Source organism: Paenibacillus sp. FW104-T2, assembly GCF_058789975.1.
This window is the reverse complement of the sequence record NZ_JBYTCE010000015.1, coordinates 115111-135045: the sequence shown is the minus strand read 5'-3', so window position 1 is coordinate 135045 and position 19935 is coordinate 115111. Positions and strand designations below refer to the sequence as shown.

The window sequence follows — 19935 nt, the reverse complement described above, 5'->3', positions numbered from 1 at the left end:
ACCTTCCCTTATACTTTTTTGTGTAGCAGCTTACATTTTATCAGAATAGTCTATCGCCCCGTTATTAACCTGCATATCAACATTCTTATTCAAATAAGTTAAATAGCCTCCCCTTTATATAAGCTATGGTAAAAGTTACATCCAGTATGACTTTGTATTTAGGGTTCTTTTTAAGATGATCCGTGTAGCGCCCACTATTAGATGGAGATTTTATTATGTATAGTTTTTTGCTATGCTGATTTAAAAATGGTTAACGGGAGACTGAGCATTGATGCATAAAATACTAATCGTGGATGATGAAGCCGATCTTCGAAAGCTGCTGACCGATTATTTCGAAATCAATGGATATCATGTCCTAACGGCCAAGGATAGCAGAGAAGCGCTGCGGAAAGTCGAACAACAGCCCGACCTTGTTTTGCTAGATATCAACATGCCTGAACAGAACGGGCTTCAATTATGCGAGCAAATCCGTAATTTCGTCTCGTGCCCCATCTTATTTTTAACAGCTCGGATCGAAGATGCAGATAAAATAGCCGGGTTTCGGGCCGGAGGTGACGACTACATCCTGAAACCTTTCAGCATTCACGAACTGGGTGCCCGGGTTGAAGCTCATTTGCGCAGGGAACAGCGTATCCACACCAAATCCTCGGTGAGATTTAATGAGGATATAGTTATTGACTATACAGCACGGGTGGTCTACTACCAGGATAAGCAAATCCCACTGGCCAAAAAAGAGTTCGAGATCATCGAGTTGCTGTCTACACATCCCAATATCGTGTTCGAAAAGGAACGCATGTACGAAAAAATTTGGGGTTGGGATAACCAAGGTGATAGTAATGTAATCGCGGAACATATCCGGCGAATTCGTTCTAAATTAAAAGAATACGGATGCGATGACCGAATCGAGACCGTTTGGGGAGTAGGATACAAATGGCCAAGCACATGAATGAACGGCTATTCAAGCGCCTTACCTTGCGGCAATCTTTTATTTTACTATCTGTAGCCACAGTTATTGCTGTGCTCGCCGTCGTAACTATGGAGTTCGCCTGGGCGGAGAAGCTGCGGCAGCGTTTCGGAGAATCAGATTGGATTCTGCCCTCCCTCGTTGCGATGGTTATGCTTACCGTGGCAGCCGGAATTGTTATCATGGCCATCCTGTTTTACAGATGGAAACTAAAACGTCCGCTGGAGATACTCAAACAAGCTTCGGAAAAAATTTCGGCCAACGATCTAGATTTCCGCATCTCCTACGACAGCCGGGACGAGATGGGCGAGCTAATCGAAGCATTTGAACACATGCGCTCAACATTAGAGAAAAACGTAAGGACGCTCTGGCGATCGGTTGAGGAACGCAAGAAACTGAATGCCATTTTTGCTCATGATCTGAGAACACCGCTTTCAGTTTTAAAAGGAAACACCGAGCTACTTGCGGCCTATCTGCCGGAAAAGAAATTGTCTGAAGAAAAGGCGCTGGAACTGATCCAAACCATGAATCTTCACATTGTGCGTCTCGAGAGCTATGCGGAGGCCATGAACTCGATTCAGAAACTAGAAGATGTCCCCGTACGCCGTCAGTCGATGGATATAATCACGCTTACGACGCTGCTGAACGACAGTGCCAAACAAATGGCAAAGCAATCTGGCAAAACCTTCGTCGCCTCCATGGATTATGATCATGCCCAAATCAACGTGGACCCTTATATCGTCATGCAAATTTTCGAGAATATGGTGGCTAACGGAATTCGATATGCTGCCAGCCAAGTGAATGTTCACTATGACATTCAGAAAAGCTATATGATAATTAACGTCACAGACGACGGACTGGGCTTCTCAAATGATGCCCTAGGCAAAGCTGTCCTGCCTTTTTACCGGGGCGAAGTGTGGGATGCATCCGAACATCGTGGGCTGGGCCTTTACGTTTGTAAAGTGTTTTGCGACAAACATGATGGAAGCCTGTTGATTGAAAATGGACCTCATGGCGGTGGAAGCGTCACGGCAAGTATTGGGATCGAGTTGATAAATAGTTGAAAATATTCTGATAGCATTTCCTTATCTTGAATTATGGGAGTGCTATGATGCTAAAAATGAAAAAAAGAATGTTAATTACAATCACCTGTTCACTGTTGTTATGTTCAGTCTGGCAAAGCACGGTTTTTGCCACAGAAGTCCGTGACAAATCAGAAATCCTGCAAGACATCGACGAATATATGCATCGGAGTATGAGAGCCAATCACATGCAGGCTGCCTCACTGTCCATTGTTAAAGAAGATGAAGTATTTTATGCAAAAGGCTACGGAACATTTGAAGATGGTCAAAAGGTTACGGGCGGCACTCATTTTCCCATTGCTTCGTTAAGCAAGTCTTTTACCGCACTCACCATACTGCAGTTAGCGGACAACGGCCAGATTGACCTGGATTCGGCTTACGATTCATATTTTCCAAAGCATTCTATACGGGATCCCCGCGTTCACAACATCACGATCCGCCATCTATTGAATCAGACTAGCGGTCTCAATGACAAAGTAAATCCAGATATGACGAGGAAACCACAATTTCAGGCGCTGCATGAAGTAAATCAGCTATTAAGGGATGTACAACTTGCCCATAGTCCTGGAACAGCCTACAGCTATCATAATCCCAATTACGTGCTGCTGGCGAACCTCGTGGAAAATGTGAGCGGAGAGCGCTTTTCAGATTATCTGAATAACCACATTTTTAAGCCGCTAGGTATGAACCATACCTTTAGTGTCAGTACAACGCAGCAATTTTATGGGAATGAAGCTATTCCGATAGGACATTACTTGAGTTTGGGACGGGCGGTAGGACAAAAGGAACCGATATGGTTTATTGATGGCCCGGCAGGCATCGTTTCAACCGCCGAGGACATGTCGCGATGGATGCTTACCCAATATCAAGGACAGCTACTTTCTCCTACCCTAATGAAACAATATCACGCAGCGGGGACCATCGGTTCCTACGGCATGGGCTGGCTTGCTGACCAAGAAGAATCTCACGGCCGAATCATCTCGCATAGCGGCATTTTCTGGACATACAAGTCAGAAGAGAAGATTTATTTGGACGAGGAGATGGGCATTGCGGTAATGTTTAACTCCGGGTTAAACGCTTCTGTGAATTACTCGACTTTTATTGATGACATCGCGAAGATCATGAGAGGGAAACAGCTTGAAACCTCATTTGTGAATGGTCGAAACGTGGAAATGTTTATGATTGCGCTGATCATCGCTACGCTTGTATGGGGCATATATGCCTACTTTCACATCCGCCTCAGAAACAAACGCCTGACGACCAGCAAAATAATTCTGATAACGATTGGAAGGCTGACCCCGATCCTCATTCTCTTGACCCTTTCTCCATTGATGACGTTTATCGGTGGAGGACGTGTGCTACCTTGGTTTGGTATCTGGACTACGCTGTCGACTCCACTCATCTGGCTTGTTGTATGGTCCATCGTCAATGTTGTGCACTTGTCTTGCTATTATCACGTCTATGTACAGTATAAGAAGAACAGTCGGTTGAATTAACATCCGTTCATATGACTTCAATCGATAATATCAAGCATCCTGTCCAATTGTTAAACAAAAGCAGCCGATTTGATTGGCTGCTCCTCTGGTTTATTGAGCTACATCTCCCTTTAGTTTAAGGAGCTAGAACTCCCCATGATTCATTGTAATGTTACGAATAAGGAATCCCCTTCTCAATTAGTGCAGCACGCTCTTACGCTTTAATCTTTATCAAGTCACAAACAAGAAAAACAGCTGACAAATTCGACTGTAAGGTTCGAGTTTGTCAGCTGCTTCCTTGTTCCTATTCCATCTGTCGTTACTATTATTCCTTGGCAGAGGATCCTGTATCCGTAGTGGAAGCTGCAGCAGCATCCGAGCTTTCATCCGCTGGCTCAAGTGTGTTAACAATCTTAGCCTTGGAGCGCAATTCACTCATCCAATTCGTACTGAGCTCACCCACTTGCTGCTCCACCAGTATGTTACGAATATCTTCTTTTTTGTCTTCCTCAGTTGGATTGGTTGCCTCTTTATGATCTGTCTTCTTGATAATGTGGTAACCAAAATCGGACTTAATCGGGTCGCTAATCTCATCGATTTTCATGGAGAAGGCTGCTTTTTCAAATGCTTCTACCATTTCACCTTCTCCGAAAAATCCAAGATCCCCGCCATTCGCTGCAGAGCCTGTATCTGTGGATTTTTCTTTTGCCAGGGTTGCAAAGTCTGCTCCCTCATCCAATTGTTTTTTGATATCATCCGCTTCTTCTTTTGTCTTCACAAGGATATGAGATGCTCTAACCTGCTCCGGAGTGGCGAATGTTGCTTTGTTCTCTTCATAATAGGCACTGATATCTTCATCTTTAACAGTGGTTTGTGGTTCAAGAATTTTACGAATTTTCACTTGGACTTCCGTATTTTTCTTGAGTGAATCCATGGTCATACCAGATTGAGAAAGTGCCGTGTTAAGCCCTTCTTCACCGCCATATTGGGTTTTTAGCGACTCAATCTCGGCATTCACATCTTGTTCAGTAACAGACACGTTAGCTTTTGAAGCTTCCTGGTCGATTAACTTCATTGTAATCATGCTGTTTAGTGTGCTCTCGCCACCAAGAGAAACCAATTCATTATACAGCTCATCCTTAGAAATGTTCGCCCCATTGACCGAAGCCACAGACTCCCTGCCCCCACCAAATGGTGGATATACAAGTACAACGATAAGTGCTGCAGCTAGAACGCCTGAGATTGCCATCCAGACCACACTTTTTTTCCCTTTAACCACTTGTGGTTGCGCCTCGGATGAATGCTGTTGATTCTCTTCTTCTTGCATTTCGGGCAAAATCGTTGTTTCTTGCTCGGTTTCCCGCTCTTCGGTCAAAGAATCTTTCATTTCTTCTTCATTGTCAGGTTGCGACGGCTTGTTGTTGTCCATTAAATAATGATCCCCCTTAGGTCTTTTCCTAAATCTACTTTTTAATTAAATATAATGTATTCGGAAAATAATACCTTAAAATAACATAAAAATTCTTAAATCCTTATTTATTTGATTCGTTTAAAAGTGTTATTTGGTTATGTAAATAGATATTGCCTTCTCCCACATCCACATGTGTAATATCTTTTAGCTCCTAAGGGGATATCTGCAAATGGTACGTATCGGTTTGGTTCTACTTCTTTATATACGCGAACAAAATGGACATTAAAGGTTGGATAAGGAGCTAATTCGTTCATTGCTAACTGTTCCATTTCGTGGATTTCAGTTCCATTCATTCCCCAGCAAGTTTGCCCCAAGGTCAAATGAGGATGATACTTATCCATTTCAAAGTAGCGATCTACAAGTTCTTGTGATGGGGAAATCACGTTGACCAATCTTCGATGTAAATCAATTACTTTTCTCGTTTCAACGCTAAGAAATAGAACTTCACTTCCGAATGATCCAGGTACCGATAATGTTAATGGAAAAGTTTGAACTGAAGAGCATGTTTGTCTTACCTTTTCTAACCATTGCAGATCTCCATGGAGACCACCCTGCGCTTTTACGGTGATGTGCGGCTCTACTACATCGTTAAGATAACTACTAGACCAGCGATCACGGAATGCCACTATTTTTTCTTTGTAATCTTCTGGAGGAGTAATTCCAATAAAATAGTTCATTACACAGTCACATCCTTTTTAGCAACCATTACGGAACATTTTACAATTGCTCTCACCATTCTTATTTCTTCGATTATTCAGACGATCCTGCCTGTTAGTTAAATAAGTGTCACTCCCAAGCAAATTCACCGATAACACATGGAAACATAGTCAGATACAAAAATAGACCCATTCTTATAGAATAGGCCTTCCCTTATATCCTTATAATCCTCTTACTTAACTGGAATCTTGAAGTAATGGGTAGTTTGCCAAGTATAGGCTCAACAGAATAAATTTATCTACGTCCTGAAAAAAAATCCCCAATCATTTTCAAACTTTCAAAATGTCGTTTCAGATTCCTAAACATGAACGCTTTTTAATTCAGGTGTCATAACTGACCAGATAATGATGAAGCTCTGTATTATAGCAGCCGATACTGTGCTCTATTAGCCTTCCTTCCCCGTCATAGGAGTTACGTAGGCGTTTGAGCACATGCATCCCCGCGGGGATCTCCAGCAGCTGGCAAACCTCTGGAGGTGCCGGCTCTACAAAGAAACGGTCCCTGAAGTTTTCCAGCATAATGTCGTTCTCCTCCAGTGAGTCGTACAGCGATTGAATGTCTGCATTCATTTCTTGTGTACCGCCCGGCAGGGCAGCAGCAGCCAGGAAGTGTATGAGATGAATATAAGGCTGACCGTTCAGAATGTAGAGCCTTTCCATCCGCTGGCAATACGGACCGAAGCGGTTATATTCCTCCGTCCCTTCATCATTGGTGACTAATTGAGAGTTCAGCACTCTCTTTTCCAGTTTATGACCCTCTTCTACGAGCAGCTCCGTAAACCGCTTTCCCTTAGAGAGCTTCTGATGGGAGGTATTGCGCATCACAATCGTGCCAACACCACTTTTTTTCTGCACATATCCCTCTTGAGACAGCTCTTGGACCGCACCGCGAACCGTCATTTTACTGACGCCGAATTCCTTCTCCAGCTGTGGCTCAGAGGGGATGATGCTTCCGAGAGGATATACCCCATGGAGTATTCGGTCTTTGAGAATTTTTTGAATTTGCTGATATAAAGGACCTTGCTTGCGCTTCAAGGACACTGCTGTTCACTACCTTTCAACATCTAAGGTATGGTCTGACAGCGCCCGGAGCACCTCACTCTCGCTAATAAGCGCTGTATCGCCTGGAGTGGTATGGGCCAGCATCGCTGCCGCCACTGCCATATTAATCGTTTGCTGCTGCGGGTATTGCTGCAATTCCCCATGGATAATGGTGCTGGCAAATACATCGCCGGCTCCGATTCGGTCATATACCGGGAAGGTCAGTTTGCCGGAAAACACAAACGTACCTTCATGACAGATATAACCTGTAAGGGAATGCGTGTTGTCAGCGTTAATCTCTCGTTGCGTTCCCGCTGCCGTTCTGATGCCAAAGCGCTCCACAACTTCGGGAATCACTTGCATTAACTGTGTTATTCTATCATAATCTCCAGCACCAATGCCAAGAATATAGCGCGCATCCTTCTCATTAATCAGTGCGATGTCCGCAAGTTCGAGCAGTTCTTCATAGTGTGGACGAGCTTTGGTATAACCATCTGTTCCCCATAACGCAGGACGGTAATTGCAATCAAAAACAACCTCTCCCCCAGCCCGCTTCACTTCTACAGCAAGTTGTTTCATCTGCTCGCGAACGCCTTCATTCATTGCCAGCGTAATGCCGCATAAATGAAGAACGTCGACTTTGGCTGCAAGAGCCGGCATGTCATAGTTACTCGCCGCCGCGGTATTGAAACTGCTGCCCAGCCTGTCTGTATAAGTGACTCTGCCGGGACGGGCTCCAAAGCCATTCTCCAGAAAGTACATTCCCAGATACTTGCCGCCACGGCTGATCAGTGAAGTATCTACTCCAAGCTTGCGCAGATAAGCTATTGCTGCTTCGCCCACGGGCGTTTCCGGCAAGGTTGTTATAAGCGCACCGGTATGGCCATATTTAGCCAGTGCTGCCGTTACATTGACCCCGCTGCCAGAGAAAGAATAGTCCAGCCTGCTGCTCTGAATCAGCGTTTCATAGCCCGGAACCTGCAAACGCATCATCACTTCACCAAAAGCAGCGATCCTAGGCATACCGGTCCACCAGTGATTTCATCATATTGAGAAGTCTGCGAACATCCTCCACGTTTGTATTCCCCGTCTCTGGATCGATAATAGAGGAATAGACATGCGGGATAACCTGGGGCACACCTGCCTCTAACGCAATCTCCAGTATGGCTTCAAAGTTATTCAGATCGATTCCACCCGTAGGTTCCAGTGCAAACCCGGCTTCTCCGCAGGCCTTGGCAACGGCTCGGTACTCCTCCTCCAGCTTCATACCCTGCATGGGATAATATTTGAGCGCATTGCCACCCATGTCACGAACCAGTGCAATCGCAGCTTGAACCGGAACAATCGCATGCGGAGTGGCCCCTGAACTGACAGGCCCCGTTGATATATCTACATAGCCGGGTTGCCCGCATGGAGAAACCAGGCTGTTAATCCAACTGTCCTTAGCTCCCAAGTTCGCACGGGTTGCCCCCACTGCCGGGAACACCTGGTTGATATGGCTTCCCGGATAACTTGCTGCAATCTCCGCCACAACAGCCGCCTGGCGATTGTCTCCGGCTCCGAGCCCGATGGATACGGCATCTTGAATAGCCTGACCATATGCAGTCATGGCAATTGCCGCTTCCTCCGCCGTATCGTAGTTTTTGGAGAGCACACCTATCAGTACATATCCTTCTGCAGCTTCGAATACTTCCTTAGCGTTCCCGATACTGCCAGCCAGTACATTAAGTGCGACCCTGTTCTTATACAGTCGCTGCTGAATATGACTCATGTACGCTCACCTCCCACGATTTCTTGTATTCTTGTGATAATCACCTGTAGATCATCACCTTGCAGCGGCCTTGGATCAATATCGAAATAACCTTGCTTAACGCCATAGTCTCGGGTATATACCGCAATTTCACCTTCACGCAGCTGGTCATTCACATCCTTCGCATCCATTCCTGCAACATTGGAATCAACCTGGATGCGTCCACGGTAGATCGCTCTGCCCGCTTCATCTTGTACGATGCGAACGGAAACCCCAGGAATCTCAGCCAGCAGCTGAAGATCCTCCAGCGCCTGCTTCTCCCGTTCGCTGTTATCGGCCTTATTCTGGTATTCCTCCAGCGCCTGAAGCAGCCCGAAGGTAGTCTCTTTACCAACCTTCATACTGCGGCCGATCCCGTGCAGCTGTATCTTCAGCCACTCGACGTATTTCTTTTTACCAGCGACAATCCCGGAGGTGGGGCCCTCAATCGCTTTGGATCCGCTGTAAATCGCCAAATCTGAGTACTGGACATATTTGGACAGGTCCTCTTCTGCTGCGGCATCAACAATTAGCGGAACTCCTCTGCGCTGTGCTACCTCCCAGGCCTCTTCTACAGAAATCATGTTCTTTTGGACAGCGTGGTGAGATTTGACATAGAGAATAGCCGCAGTATATTCACCGATGGCCTGTTCAATATGCTCCTGCCGGCCTTCATTGGCGTATCCCACTTCCACAACCTGGCCGCCGCCAAGAAATACCATCGTTTCAACAGGTGCTCCATATTGCACGTTATGCCCTTTTAGCATAATAATTTCGTTTTTCATTATCGGCTCTTGGTGAAGACGAAGACTAAGCCGCGGATCTCCGCCGGTCACCATGGCTGCCACTGACAGAGCTATGCCGCTGGACGCCGAGTTCACAACAGCTGCCCCTTCCGCACCAAGCAGGTGTGCAATATATTCACCCGATTTGTCTACAAGGTCCGCGATTTCCACGTACTGTTGTCCACCTTGTTTCATGGCCTCCATGACCGAATCCGTTGGTGCAGAAACGCCAAGAATGCTCATTCTACCACTGGCATTTATCACACGCTTCAGTCCATATTTAGCTTGTAATGAGTGATCCATTAGCATAGACTCCTTTAACCTTAATATAGTGCTGTGCAATTCGAACATCGCCTTCCGAGTCCTTAAGCTGCTTCTCACCTGCTTCCAGAGCAAACAAAGTCAGATTCGCCTGCTGTCCCATCCTAATCTGTCCGAGCTCCGGCTTGCCGAGCCATGCTGCTGCGTTGATTGTAACCGCGCGGATGACCTCTTCCAAACTGTAGCCTAGAACGAGAAACTTGGTCAGCACATTGGACATACTGTACACTGGCCCGTTCAGACGGTTGCCGCGGTAAATATCCGTACTGATTGTATTCAGCTCAATGCCGGCCTCTTTGGCCTGTTCTGCAATCCGGAATGAGAAGCTCGCTGTGCCATGGCCCACATCCAGATGAACTCCACGGGAAGCAGCATCAATCAGTCCTTGTATGGGTGTGCCGTCCTCATGGAACAGGTTATTGGACTTGCCATTAAGATAATGGGTAATTACATCGCCCGGCTGTAATAGCTCCAATACTTCGGAGATTGCAGGCGGAGCGGAACCAATATGAACCATGAGCGGCAGCTTCGTTTCTTCGGACAATATGCGTGCCAGCTTGAGCGGTTCAATGCCGTTGTCTTTGACAACGCTTTGGCTTATGCGTGCTTTCAGACCAACGATAAAATCAGGATACGCCGCTGCTGCTGCCTGGGCCTTTGCCCGGTCTATCCATTTCAGCTGTGACAGCTCATCTGTCCGTTCAAGCCCGATCCTCGAAATATTCAATAGTGCAAACACCCGCGTCTCAGCTTTCAGGCTGGCAGTGTACAAGGCACCGATCCGATCTGCACCGCAGCTTCCGGCATCCACGAGCGTGGTTACTCCCTGCTTCACACCAATTTCGTCGATATCATCGCCGTAGGGATCAAGCTCTGGCACGGCATGCACATGCAGGTCAATCCATCCGCTAGACACATATAACCCGGAACAGTCTTGACCTCTCTTAGCTTCCCCAGCCTGGCCTGACGGTGTAATTTCAGTGATGATCCCGTCTTGAATGGCGATATCAATGATCCGCCCGTTAACAAGCTGCAAATTGCGCAGCACATTCTCTGTGCCCAATCATCCCATCTCCTTCTTCGACCCAGGTATACAGGCAAAATTCAAAATTGGATTCATTTCATGAAATCTGTACCTCCTTCTATTAAAAATAAACCTGACGTGTTACTTTATTCCAAAGATTATAATGTTATAATGTTTATGCTGACTTAAGTATACTCCAGAACAGAACATAAATTTATATTCCAGAATGACTAATTCGAACTTTTTAAATGCGGGAGGGACAACTATATGGCTAATTCGGCAATCAAGCCATCCTTGCTCAACCAATTCAGACTCAGCTGGAATCATTTCAAATCAAGACTTCTTCTAAAATATGCATTTTCCTACATTCTCATATTTCTCATTCCTCTAACAGGGGTTACTATTTTCGTATATGAAAACGCTGTCAAGGGCCTTCGTGTCGAAATTGAACAATCCAATGTCAATCAGCTGAATCAGGTGAAGAACACCATCGATACCCGTATGAACGAGCTTCAGGAAATAGCCGGACGAATCGCTTATGACAAGTATTTGACCCCATACATGGTGAAGGATCCCTACTACAGCATGGAGGCGATACAGGCCTTGGCGAATTACAAAGCCAGCAGCAACATTGCCGAGGACCTGCTTCTGTATTTCCATAACGACTCCAATATCTATTCTCACCGTGGTCTCGCTGATCTTCATGTTACCTTCGATACTCTCTATCAATTTGAACGCTGGACCCCTGCAGAATTGCGGCAGGACTTAAATGAAACCCGACAACCGCTGGTACGTCCCGCGGAAAATGTAACCATTAATTCCCGGACGGATCCCATGCTTGTCATGCTCGTACCCATTAAACCGAATGACCCTTATCCATATGGAACGGTTGTCTATTTAATGAAAGAATCCAAGCTTACCGGAGTTATGGATTCGATTTTGAGTGACTTCACGGGGAGCAGCTATATATTCGGTCCTACTGGAGAGGTGTTGACCGCAAACAGCCATGGCGTCACCCTTCCCCAGAACGAGCTTGAGAAGATATCCCGACTTGAGCCTGGAATTCATAATCTGAAGCTGGACGGGGAACAACACTCCGTCGTTTCAGTGCAATCGGAAGAAAATGGATGGACCTATGTGACCACGATGCCAAGCTTCCAATTTTTCAGCCGTGTGGCCCATGTTCAGACCCTGATTTTAATTGTCTTTTGTATTACAGTAATCACTGGAATAGCTGCAGCACTGCTGTTGGCCAAACGGCAGTACCATCCGATCAGGGATCTGATGGAATTCGCCAAGCTGAAAAGCAGCGGCAAGGATGCTCCCAAGGTTCGCAATGAGTGGGAATGGATCCGGCAGACTCTCCACGATTACAGTGCCAAAATTGATTTACAGGAGCCTTTCGTCCGCAATCAGTGTATGCTGCTGCTGCTTAAGCACGGCAAACCGGATGACCCTGAGATTGAGCAGATGATCTTCAGTACCGGCTTCAGGCATCCTCAGGGAGAAGGCCTCTATTTCTCAGCTATACTGTCCTGGGATGACACCAAGCCGGGCAGCAAGTCCTGGCAGGAACGGCATCTCCTGCAGGAGATCCTCAGCAATTTGTGCTTGCCCACTGCTGGTGCACAGATCTTTGGTGTGGAATTTTCGGTCAAGGACCAATTTGCCTTGATCATTTCACTTCCCGGAGAAGCGGACATGCTGGTCCAGACCCGAATGGAGCTGGTTATTGAAGGCATTCAAACGATCATTCGCGAGCACTCGCAGCTGTCCTTAAGCATCGGTGTCGGTATGGCATACAACGACCTGAGCCGTCTTAACCAATCGTTTATCGAAGCTGCTGCGGCACTGGAACACCGAATGATCCGTCGCAGCGGACAGGTAACCTACTTTGAGCAGCTTGCAGAGCTGAACCCTTCCGCCACCGAGAATTTCTGGATTCCGCGCAAATCCATGTTGAAGCTGGAGCAGAGTCTGAAACAGGGCAACGAACCCGTAGCCGTCCAGATGATTGCTGATACCATCGAGATGATCAAAGACGAGCCGCTGCAGGTTCATCTGCTGCGCTGCATCTGCTTCGAACTGCTGAACGCTTTTCTGCGCACGGCCTCCGAACTTGGGATGGACAGTGTGTTCGCCAATATGCCGGAATTGACCTCCTTTGAAACGATGGAAGAGCTGGAGAGCCGCTTGCTCTCTCTGGCCGCTGATATATGCATGCAGGTCGAGCGGAATACGGAGACTAGCGAATCTTCGTTAATGGATGACATTCTGGCATACGTGGACGAGCAGTTCGCAGATTACACACTCAGCCTGGAACATGTGGCGCTTAAGTTTGCCATTTCAACCTCTTATTTGAGCCGGAGTTTCAAAGAAAAGACTGGCAGCAATTTCACACAATATATCTGGCATAAACGTGTGGATGAAGTGATCCGGCTGTTGGAGAACACTAGCGCACCGCTCAAGGAAATTATCGAGCAGGTCGGTTATTTGGATACGCCGAATTTCATCCGCAAGTTCAAAAAAGAAATCGGTCTGACTCCAGGGCAATACCGTAAAGAACATGCTTTGAAGGGGACTGTTGTGAAAAGGTCCATTTAATTCCGGGCTTTCTTCTTCCCCCGCAAAGCACCTGAATCACTAACCAAGTTGGCCCTGCTTACTGCCCTTCCCGAAGAATATGCTCTACCAGTTCATCCAGAGGAACCGTGGCGAGAGCGATCGCTGTATCCGTTACGCCGTAATAGATATAGAGCAGTCCGTCTTTGACCACGTTTCCTGTCGGGAAGATCACATTCGGAATCTGGAATCCAAATTTCTCGTAGTACGTCTCCGGCTCCATAATGAAATGATGGGTCCGGGCAATGATTTTCTCAGGCTGCTCCAAATCCAGCAGCATTGCTCCCACGCGGTAGACGATATCTTCATCGACGCCGTGATAAAGCACCAGCCAGCCCTTGTCGGTCCGGATTGGAGGCGTTGAGCCCCCAATTTTCCGCGATTCCCAGGACTGGTTTCCGGCGGTGGCGAGCAGCTTGGGCTCTTCCCAGTTCACCAGATCCTCGGAGTAGGTAATCCACATGGCCGCCTTATCCGTACCGTAGTCTTCTCCCACATATTCCTCGGGGCGGCGCAGCAGCACGAATTTGCCACCTATTTTTTCAGGAAACAGAATGTTGTCCCGGTCGTTAATATCAAGAGGCGTCGTATCCGCCACAAACTCCCAATCCAGGAGATTATCCGATTTCAGAATGGAGGACCGGGTCAACCAGTGTCCCTCCTCTTCTCCCCAGCCATCCGGATATTCGGGAATAGAGCGCAGGGGGACGCCTGCTCCGGTAGGATAATAGCTCATGGCACAGGGACGCAGGGCATAGTTCAGATAGAAGGTTCCATCAATTTTGACAATACGAGGGTCCTGCACACTGCCATAAGGAAAACCCAGCATATCGGGCGTCACAATGGGCTCATCCTTCACGTGGGTGAAGTTAACGCCGTCATCGCTCTCCAGCAGCCCCAGATAATTCTTGCATGGAGTCAGGGAGCCAGCAGTGCGCTCAATCATGTAAAATTTGTCGTTATCTATGATGACCGCCGGGTTGAAGACCGTAACCTTGCGCCATTCATAGCCGCCCGGGACGACTATGGGATTGTTCGGGTGTCTCGTTATTTGCATGTCTGTTCCTCCTGGGATACATGTTCAAGGTATAGTTTGCGCAGAGGCTTGATTAGTTGGATTTCCAGCGGTCATACGCAGCCTGATTAATTTCAGCCACACGCTCTCCGCCCATTTTCTTAACGGTAGCCACATAATTGTCCCAACTGGTAAGCGGCTCTGCACCGGTGATGAACTTCGCTTCCATCTGCTTCACGTAAGTGCTCAAATCCGAATTCAGGTTGCTGATTTCCGTCTGCTCTTCCACGGTCAGGAACAGTGTTGGGAACGGAATCCGAGCGCCTTTATCGAGAAGTTTATGCTTAGTTTCCTCCTCTACCCAGAGATCAAAGTCTGTCTTCAGCCCTTTACTAATGTCATCCATGGACAGGGTCGGAGCAGGAATACCGTAGTTAGGTGTCAGAGTGGCCCGATAATCTTCCATTTCCTTTCCGTCCGGTACAGGCAAGTATTTCTTGACCCGGTTCTCTTTGTCTGTGTATTCCCAGAGAATGCCCTCTGGCCCTTTGTTGAAGAACATGGCACCTTCGTAGGAATAGAGATAATCCACCCAACGCATGGAGGCTTCCGGCGCCGGGTTGCTCTCCGTAATAGCAAAGGCACCCGTTGTAATGCCTCTATTCTTCGCAATCGCCGGAGCAGCAACCGATTCGCTGCGGACAGGTGCAAACATCGGATCTGCCGTCGAAGGCTCTCCGCCTTTGGACATGTAGGCATGCCAGTCGGAGAAGAGGGCGACCTGATTGTTCTGTGCCTTGGCCTTCTTTTGCTCCGCCGTCTGCGAGAAGCTCTCATGATCCAACAGCTCTTCGGACCACAGACGATTCATATAGGTTAAATATTCCTTATATCCTTCTTCAAGGGGTGTATAGTGCACCTTATCGTTATCGTCCACGTAAATTTCTTCTTCATAAATACCGAAGGCGCCAAGCAGCCAGGTACGAATATCACGAAGGTTGGCAGCAGGTGTTGTCACCGAGGATATCGGAATTTCATCGGCGATACCGTTGCCGTTCGGATCTTCTTCCTTCACACGCTTCAGGTAGGTATACAGCTCTTCTGTCGTTTCGGGAAGCTTGTCAATATTCAATGCTTTCAGGAAGTCCCCGTTGTACCACATTGGGTTGCGATACCAATGCTGACTGAGCTCTACTACCGGCAAAGAATAAATATGCCCGTCCGGTGCTGTAATGGATTTGCGGACATCCGGATTCTCATCCAGCAAGGCCTTGAAGTTCGGAGCGTATTCCTCAATCAGATCTTCCAGAGGAACGAGGATACCCTGCTCTCCATAATTCATCTGCTCCGCAGTGGTCAAACCGGCAGCATAGAGAATATCCGGGTAATCTCCGCTGGCGAGCACCAGATTCTTCTTGGTCTCGAAGCTGTCCTTCGGTGCATTCCTGTATTCCAGCTTAATGCCTGTCTTCTCCTGCATCTGCTGGAGCACTTTCATGTTCTCCCAGTTCTGAATCCCTACATCCGGCGCCATAAGCGTAAGAGTTACGGATTCATTGACAATCGGGAAACCCTTTTTATTCACAGCAACGGCTCCGGTACTGTTATCTCCTGCTCCTTTGTCAGCATTGCTGCAGCCTGCCAGCAGTGTAAGAACTAGAGCCGAAGACAACAGAAGCTTCCATGGTTTGCGCGTGGTCTGCATGAATAATTCCTCCCTTGTTATATACACATTCTAATGGTTCAACCTTTAACAGAGCCAATCATGACCCCTTGGACAAAGTAACGCTGCAGGAATGGATACACCGCCACGATCGGCAGCGTGGAGACCACAATGACTCCATATTTGATTAGTGATGCCGTTTCAGCCTTGTTATTCATGGCGGTCGCTACCTCGCTATTGATCGAAGCGCCCGTGGTTTCAGCCGACATCTCCTGAAGGACAAGAATCTGGCGCAGAACCATCTGCAGTGGATATTTGGCTTCATCATTCAAATAGATCAGGGACGGGAAATAACTGTTCCAGTGGCCTACTCCATAGAATAGAGCCATAACGGCTATAATGGGTGCTGACAATGGCAGAATAATGCGGATGAACAGCTTCAGATTCGTACAGCCATCGATGTGAGCCGCTTCCTGCAGCTCTTTTGGGATAGTTGTCTGAAAAAAGGTGCGGGCCACAACAATATTCCAAACTGAAGCAGCCACCGGCAGAATTAAAGCCCACATGCTGTTGATGAGTCCGAGATTCTTGACCAGCAGATACGTCGGCACGAGCCCGCCGCTGAAGAACATCGTAAACAGAATGAGACCCATGAACAGATTACGCCCGACAAAATCAGATCTGCTAAGCGCATACGCGGCTGGCAGCGTAACGGCGAGATTGACCAGTGTCCCTACCACCGTATAGATAATTGTGTTCAAATAACCATTCCATATCTTCGGGTTTTCGAATACAAGCTTGTAGCCATCCAGTGTAACATTCTTCGGAAACAGCCACATGGCTCCCGAATTGACGTCCTTCGGCGAACTGATAGAAGCACTGAGAATATAGATCAGCGGATAGAGAACAACGAGCAGTGCAAGAACTAAATAAATATAGGTGCAAATCACAAACAGCTTGTCTCCTCTGGACTCTTTCATGGCAGTAACCAAAGACCTCAACTCCTTTCTACCAGAGGCTATTCTCACTGGTACGTTTGGCAATTTGATTGACAGTAACAAGCAAAATCACGTTGATGACCGAGTTAAACAAGCCAACAGCCGTTGAGAAGCTGTACTGGGCATCCACCAGACCGGCGCGGTAGACATAGGTGGAGATTACATCGGAGGCTTCCATGTTGAGTGAATTCTGCAGCAGCAGAATTTTCTCGAAGCCAAGGCCCAGGATATTCCCCATATTTAAGATCAGCATGATTGTAATCGTGGGTACAATGGTCGGCAGATTGATATGCAGCATCCGTTTAATCCGGCTCGCTCCATCCATAATGGCCGCTTCATGCAGCTGGGGATCTACGCCAGACAGAGCCGCAAGATAAATAATCGTACCCCACCCTGTACTCTGCCAGACGCCCGAAAAAACATAAATCGTCTTAAACCAGGCCGGGTCTGTCAGGAATTGTGCAGGTTGAAAGCCCAGGAATTCGATGAACCGGACGATCATTCCACTGGAAGGCGACAGAAAGGTAATGATCATCCCCGCCATAACAACGACGGAAATGAAATGCGGAGCATAGGTTACCGTCTGAACCGATTTCTTGAACGCACCGTTCCGCACCTCATTAAAGGCTAGCGCCAGAATTATCGGAAGTGGAAACCCGATTGCGAGTTCATAGAAGCTGATGCTGAACGTGTTCCAGAGCAGATCCCAAAAGAAATAGGAATTGAAGAATCGTTCAAAATGGTCAAAGCCAACCCATTCACTGCCTGTAATTCCTTTTGAAGGTACGAAATTCTTGAAAGCAATCTGAATGCCGTACATCGGGCCGTAATGAAAAACGAGGAAATACAACAACGCGGGAAGCATGAACAAATAAAGCTCCCAATTTTTCCAGATTCTTTTGCCAAGGGATTTGTTCTTTAATGAAGGTTTTACGGATACTGCAGCATGACTCACCTTCATTCTCCCACTCCTCTCTATGGTTTTTTTCGTTACATAAAATAAATTTGTATCCGCTTTGCATGTAGCTGACCTCTCCTATGCTAGCGCTTACAATTCAAATTGTAGTGAACCCTAGCTGACACCGTAAATATGTAGGTTGTGCATTGTCATATTAGAAAGCGCGTAAAACCCCGCTGCAGCGGCACTTTTCGGCTTGCCAAAATGTAAATCCCCCTAGATGAAAGATGGCTATAATGTGTGAATTATGAACCTCCCTTCACGCTGCAAAAGTTACATATGGTGATCAACAGACAAGTATGCAAACATTTGCTACGAATGCCAAGGCTACCCCACGCACGGATGATATCAGAAGATTTCTAATATGAACCGTGCAGCCTTACCCTAACTACGTAGGAGGAGTTATGACTATGAACCTGCCATCTTCCATTACCGAGTATTTGAATGAGGCCGACGAACGCCTTGCCCATCATCCCAAATTGCAAAAGCTGTTCCGCAACTGCTTCCCTAATACACTTGAGACGACAACCAAGCTGCTTGAAGACGGCACCACTTTTGTATTTACTGGCGATATCCCAGCCATGTGGCTGCGCGATTCTACGGAGCAGGTGCGCCACTACATTCCGTTTGCCAAAAACGACTCTGAGCTTCAACGGATTCTCCGCGGCCTGATTGCGCGGCAGATGTTCTATGTGAATATCGACCCGTACACGAATGCATTCAATGAAACAGCAAGCGACAAGCATTACCGGGCTACGGATGATTGCAATTTAAATCCCTGGATGTGGGAGCGCAAATACGAGCTGGATTCCCTCTGCTTTGTCGTTCAGCTGGCTTATACGTACTGGAAGGAAGCGGAGCAAACCGATATCTTCGACACCGAATGCTACCAAGCACTCAGCTCCATTGTGAACGTTATTGAAACGGAGCAGTACCACGGAGAGAAGTCGTCCTACCATTTTATCCGGCAGACGCTTCAGGATACGGAGACGTTGCACAATAACGGACGCGGCATGCCTGTCAACTATACCGGCATGAGCTGGTCGGGCTTCCGCCCGAGTGATGACAGCTGCGAATTCGGCTACAACATCCCCTCCAACATGTTCGCTGTGGTGATTCTGGGGTATATCGGGGAGATCGCCAGCGTTATCTATAAGGACGAAAGACTGGCTGCCAGAGCAGCAAAGCTGCGCAAGGAAATTGACTTCGGTATCCGGACGTACGGGATTGTGAATCATCCGAAATACGGTCGAATCTACGCCTATGAAACGGATGGATTCGGGAATTATTCCCTGATGGATGATGCTGGCACACCGGGATTACTATCTATTCCTTATATTGGTTATGTAGGGGTGGAGGATGAAATATATCAAAACACCCGCCGATTTGCTCTCAGTTTCGACAACCCGTTCTACTTCGAGGGTAAACATGCCAAAGGCATTGGCAGTCCTCATACGCCAGGAGGTTATGTGTGGCATATGGCACTGTCTATGCAGGCACTAACATCAGATAATGATGAGGAAATGAAAGAATTAATCGATATGCTGATCAGGACTGATGCAGATACCGGGTATATGCATGAAGGCTTCCACCCCGATGATCCCTCCGATTTTTCACGTGAGTGGTTCGCCTGGTCTAACAGCCTTTTTGCTACGCTGATCGTCAAAGCGATGGACAAGGGAATTATTTAAGCCCACTAAGATATACACTCTTTTAGAGACAGCTACAGCGAGAATTATCGTATTCCAACAAAAAACCTCTGCACATTCCTGTTTATAGGAAAAGGCTGCAGCAGGTTTTTCGTTTTTTTGTAGGTTTCCTCACTATTGTATATTTAGTAGCTAATCCGAGTCCGATCGATTTTCACATGAGACACGCTGCCGCTTGCCTCATAATACGTGCTTTCACGCCGGCGTAAATGATTCACAGACAATACAGGAGCACCAATGTCTCAAGGTGATCCTGTTGAAAAAATTCTCATGTTATTTAATTGCTGAACTCATTCTATTAT

The 19935-nt window shown here is 47.2% G+C and carries 16 protein-coding genes; 5 read left to right on the top strand and 11 right to left on the bottom strand.

Translation table 11 applies throughout. The annotated features are described in order from the left end of the window. The first annotated feature begins 271 nt into the window (after nt 1–271). The 3 genes from AC3WQ3_RS19195 (at nt 272) to AC3WQ3_RS19185 (ending at nt 3542) form a co-directional block, all read left to right on the top strand. Nucleotides 272–946, top strand: a complete 675-nt coding sequence (locus AC3WQ3_RS19195; RefSeq protein WP_492473190.1) for a response regulator transcription factor — start codon at nt 272–274, stop codon at nt 944–946. Further along, a complete protein-coding gene (locus tag AC3WQ3_RS19190) occupies nt 931–2028 on the top strand; it encodes a HAMP domain-containing sensor histidine kinase (protein WP_492473189.1) in 1098 nt (365 codons plus the stop codon). Before AC3WQ3_RS19195 ends, AC3WQ3_RS19190 begins: the two co-directional genes overlap by 16 nt. 68 nt (nt 2029–2096) lie before the next feature. After that, nucleotides 2097–3542, top strand: a complete 1446-nt coding sequence (locus AC3WQ3_RS19185; RefSeq protein ID WP_492473188.1) for a serine hydrolase domain-containing protein — start codon at nt 2097–2099, stop codon at nt 3540–3542. Nucleotides 3543–3846: 304 nt separating this feature from the next. On the opposite strand, the gene AC3WQ3_RS19180 is transcribed toward AC3WQ3_RS19185, so the two are convergent. From AC3WQ3_RS19180 to AC3WQ3_RS19150, 7 genes are all read right to left on the bottom strand, one after another. Then, on the bottom strand, nt 3847–4950 hold the full coding sequence (locus AC3WQ3_RS19180; RefSeq protein ID WP_492473187.1) for a peptidylprolyl isomerase: 1104 nt from the start codon (nt 4948–4950) through the stop codon (nt 3847–3849). A gap of 137 nt (nt 4951–5087) precedes the next feature. Next, on the bottom strand, nt 5088–5669 hold the full coding sequence (locus tag AC3WQ3_RS19175; protein ID WP_492473186.1) for a 2'-5' RNA ligase family protein: 582 nt from the start codon (nt 5667–5669) through the stop codon (nt 5088–5090). 360 nt (nt 5670–6029) lie between these two features. After that, nucleotides 6030–6749 (bottom strand): GntR family transcriptional regulator, encoded by a 720-nt coding sequence (locus tag AC3WQ3_RS19170; RefSeq protein WP_492473185.1) that lies wholly within the window; start codon nt 6747–6749, stop codon nt 6030–6032. Nucleotides 6750–6758: 9 nt separating this feature from the next. Further along, entirely contained in the window at nt 6759–7772 is a 1014-nt protein-coding gene (locus tag AC3WQ3_RS19165; RefSeq protein WP_492473184.1) for a sugar kinase, read from the bottom strand. Then, nucleotides 7765–8520 carry a 2-dehydro-3-deoxy-phosphogluconate aldolase gene (gene dagF, locus AC3WQ3_RS19160; protein ID WP_492473183.1) on the bottom strand — a complete coding sequence of 252 codons (756 nt, stop codon included), beginning with the start codon at nt 8518–8520 and terminating at the stop codon, nt 7765–7767. The genes AC3WQ3_RS19165 and dagF overlap by 8 nt, the downstream gene beginning before the upstream one ends. Beyond that, entirely contained in the window at nt 8517–9626 is a 1110-nt protein-coding gene (locus tag AC3WQ3_RS19155) for a DgaE family pyridoxal phosphate-dependent ammonia lyase (protein ID WP_492473182.1), read from the bottom strand. The genes dagF and AC3WQ3_RS19155 overlap by 4 nt, the downstream gene beginning before the upstream one ends. Next, nucleotides 9604–10707, bottom strand: a complete 1104-nt coding sequence (locus tag AC3WQ3_RS19150) for an amidohydrolase/deacetylase family metallohydrolase (protein ID WP_492473181.1) — start codon at nt 10705–10707, stop codon at nt 9604–9606. The genes AC3WQ3_RS19155 and AC3WQ3_RS19150 overlap by 23 nt, the downstream gene beginning before the upstream one ends. Before the next feature lie 228 nt (nt 10708–10935). Here AC3WQ3_RS19150 and AC3WQ3_RS19145 point away from each other — a divergent pair, with 228 nt between their 5' ends. Continuing rightward, complete coding sequence (locus AC3WQ3_RS19145; protein ID WP_492473180.1) at nt 10936–13272, top strand: helix-turn-helix domain-containing protein; 2337 nt, start codon at nt 10936–10938, stop codon at nt 13270–13272. Between the two features lie 58 nt (nt 13273–13330). On the opposite strand, the gene AC3WQ3_RS19140 is transcribed toward AC3WQ3_RS19145, so the two are convergent. The 4 genes from AC3WQ3_RS19140 to AC3WQ3_RS19125 are packed head-to-tail and all read right to left on the bottom strand — an operon-like array spanning nt 13331 to nt 17927. Beyond that, complete coding sequence (locus AC3WQ3_RS19140) at nt 13331–14347, bottom strand: glycoside hydrolase family 130 protein (RefSeq protein WP_492473179.1); 1017 nt, start codon at nt 14345–14347, stop codon at nt 13331–13333. 52 nt (nt 14348–14399) lie between these two features. After that, entirely contained in the window at nt 14400–16010 is a 1611-nt protein-coding gene (locus AC3WQ3_RS19135; RefSeq protein ID WP_492473178.1) for an extracellular solute-binding protein, read from the bottom strand. Nucleotides 16011–16048: 38 nt separating this feature from the next. Beyond that, nucleotides 16049–16960, bottom strand: a complete 912-nt coding sequence (locus AC3WQ3_RS19130) for a carbohydrate ABC transporter permease (protein ID WP_336781767.1) — start codon at nt 16958–16960, stop codon at nt 16049–16051. Between the two features lie 16 nt (nt 16961–16976). Further along, a complete protein-coding gene (locus AC3WQ3_RS19125) occupies nt 16977–17927 on the bottom strand; it encodes an ABC transporter permease (protein ID WP_492473176.1) in 951 nt (316 codons plus the stop codon). A gap of 407 nt (nt 17928–18334) precedes the next feature. Here AC3WQ3_RS19125 and AC3WQ3_RS19120 point away from each other — a divergent pair, with 407 nt between their 5' ends. Beyond that, nucleotides 18335–19615: a glycoside hydrolase family 125 protein gene (locus AC3WQ3_RS19120; protein ID WP_492473175.1), complete on the top strand. Its 1281-nt coding sequence runs from the start codon at nt 18335–18337 to the stop codon at nt 19613–19615. Nucleotides 19616–19935 lie beyond the last annotated feature (320 nt).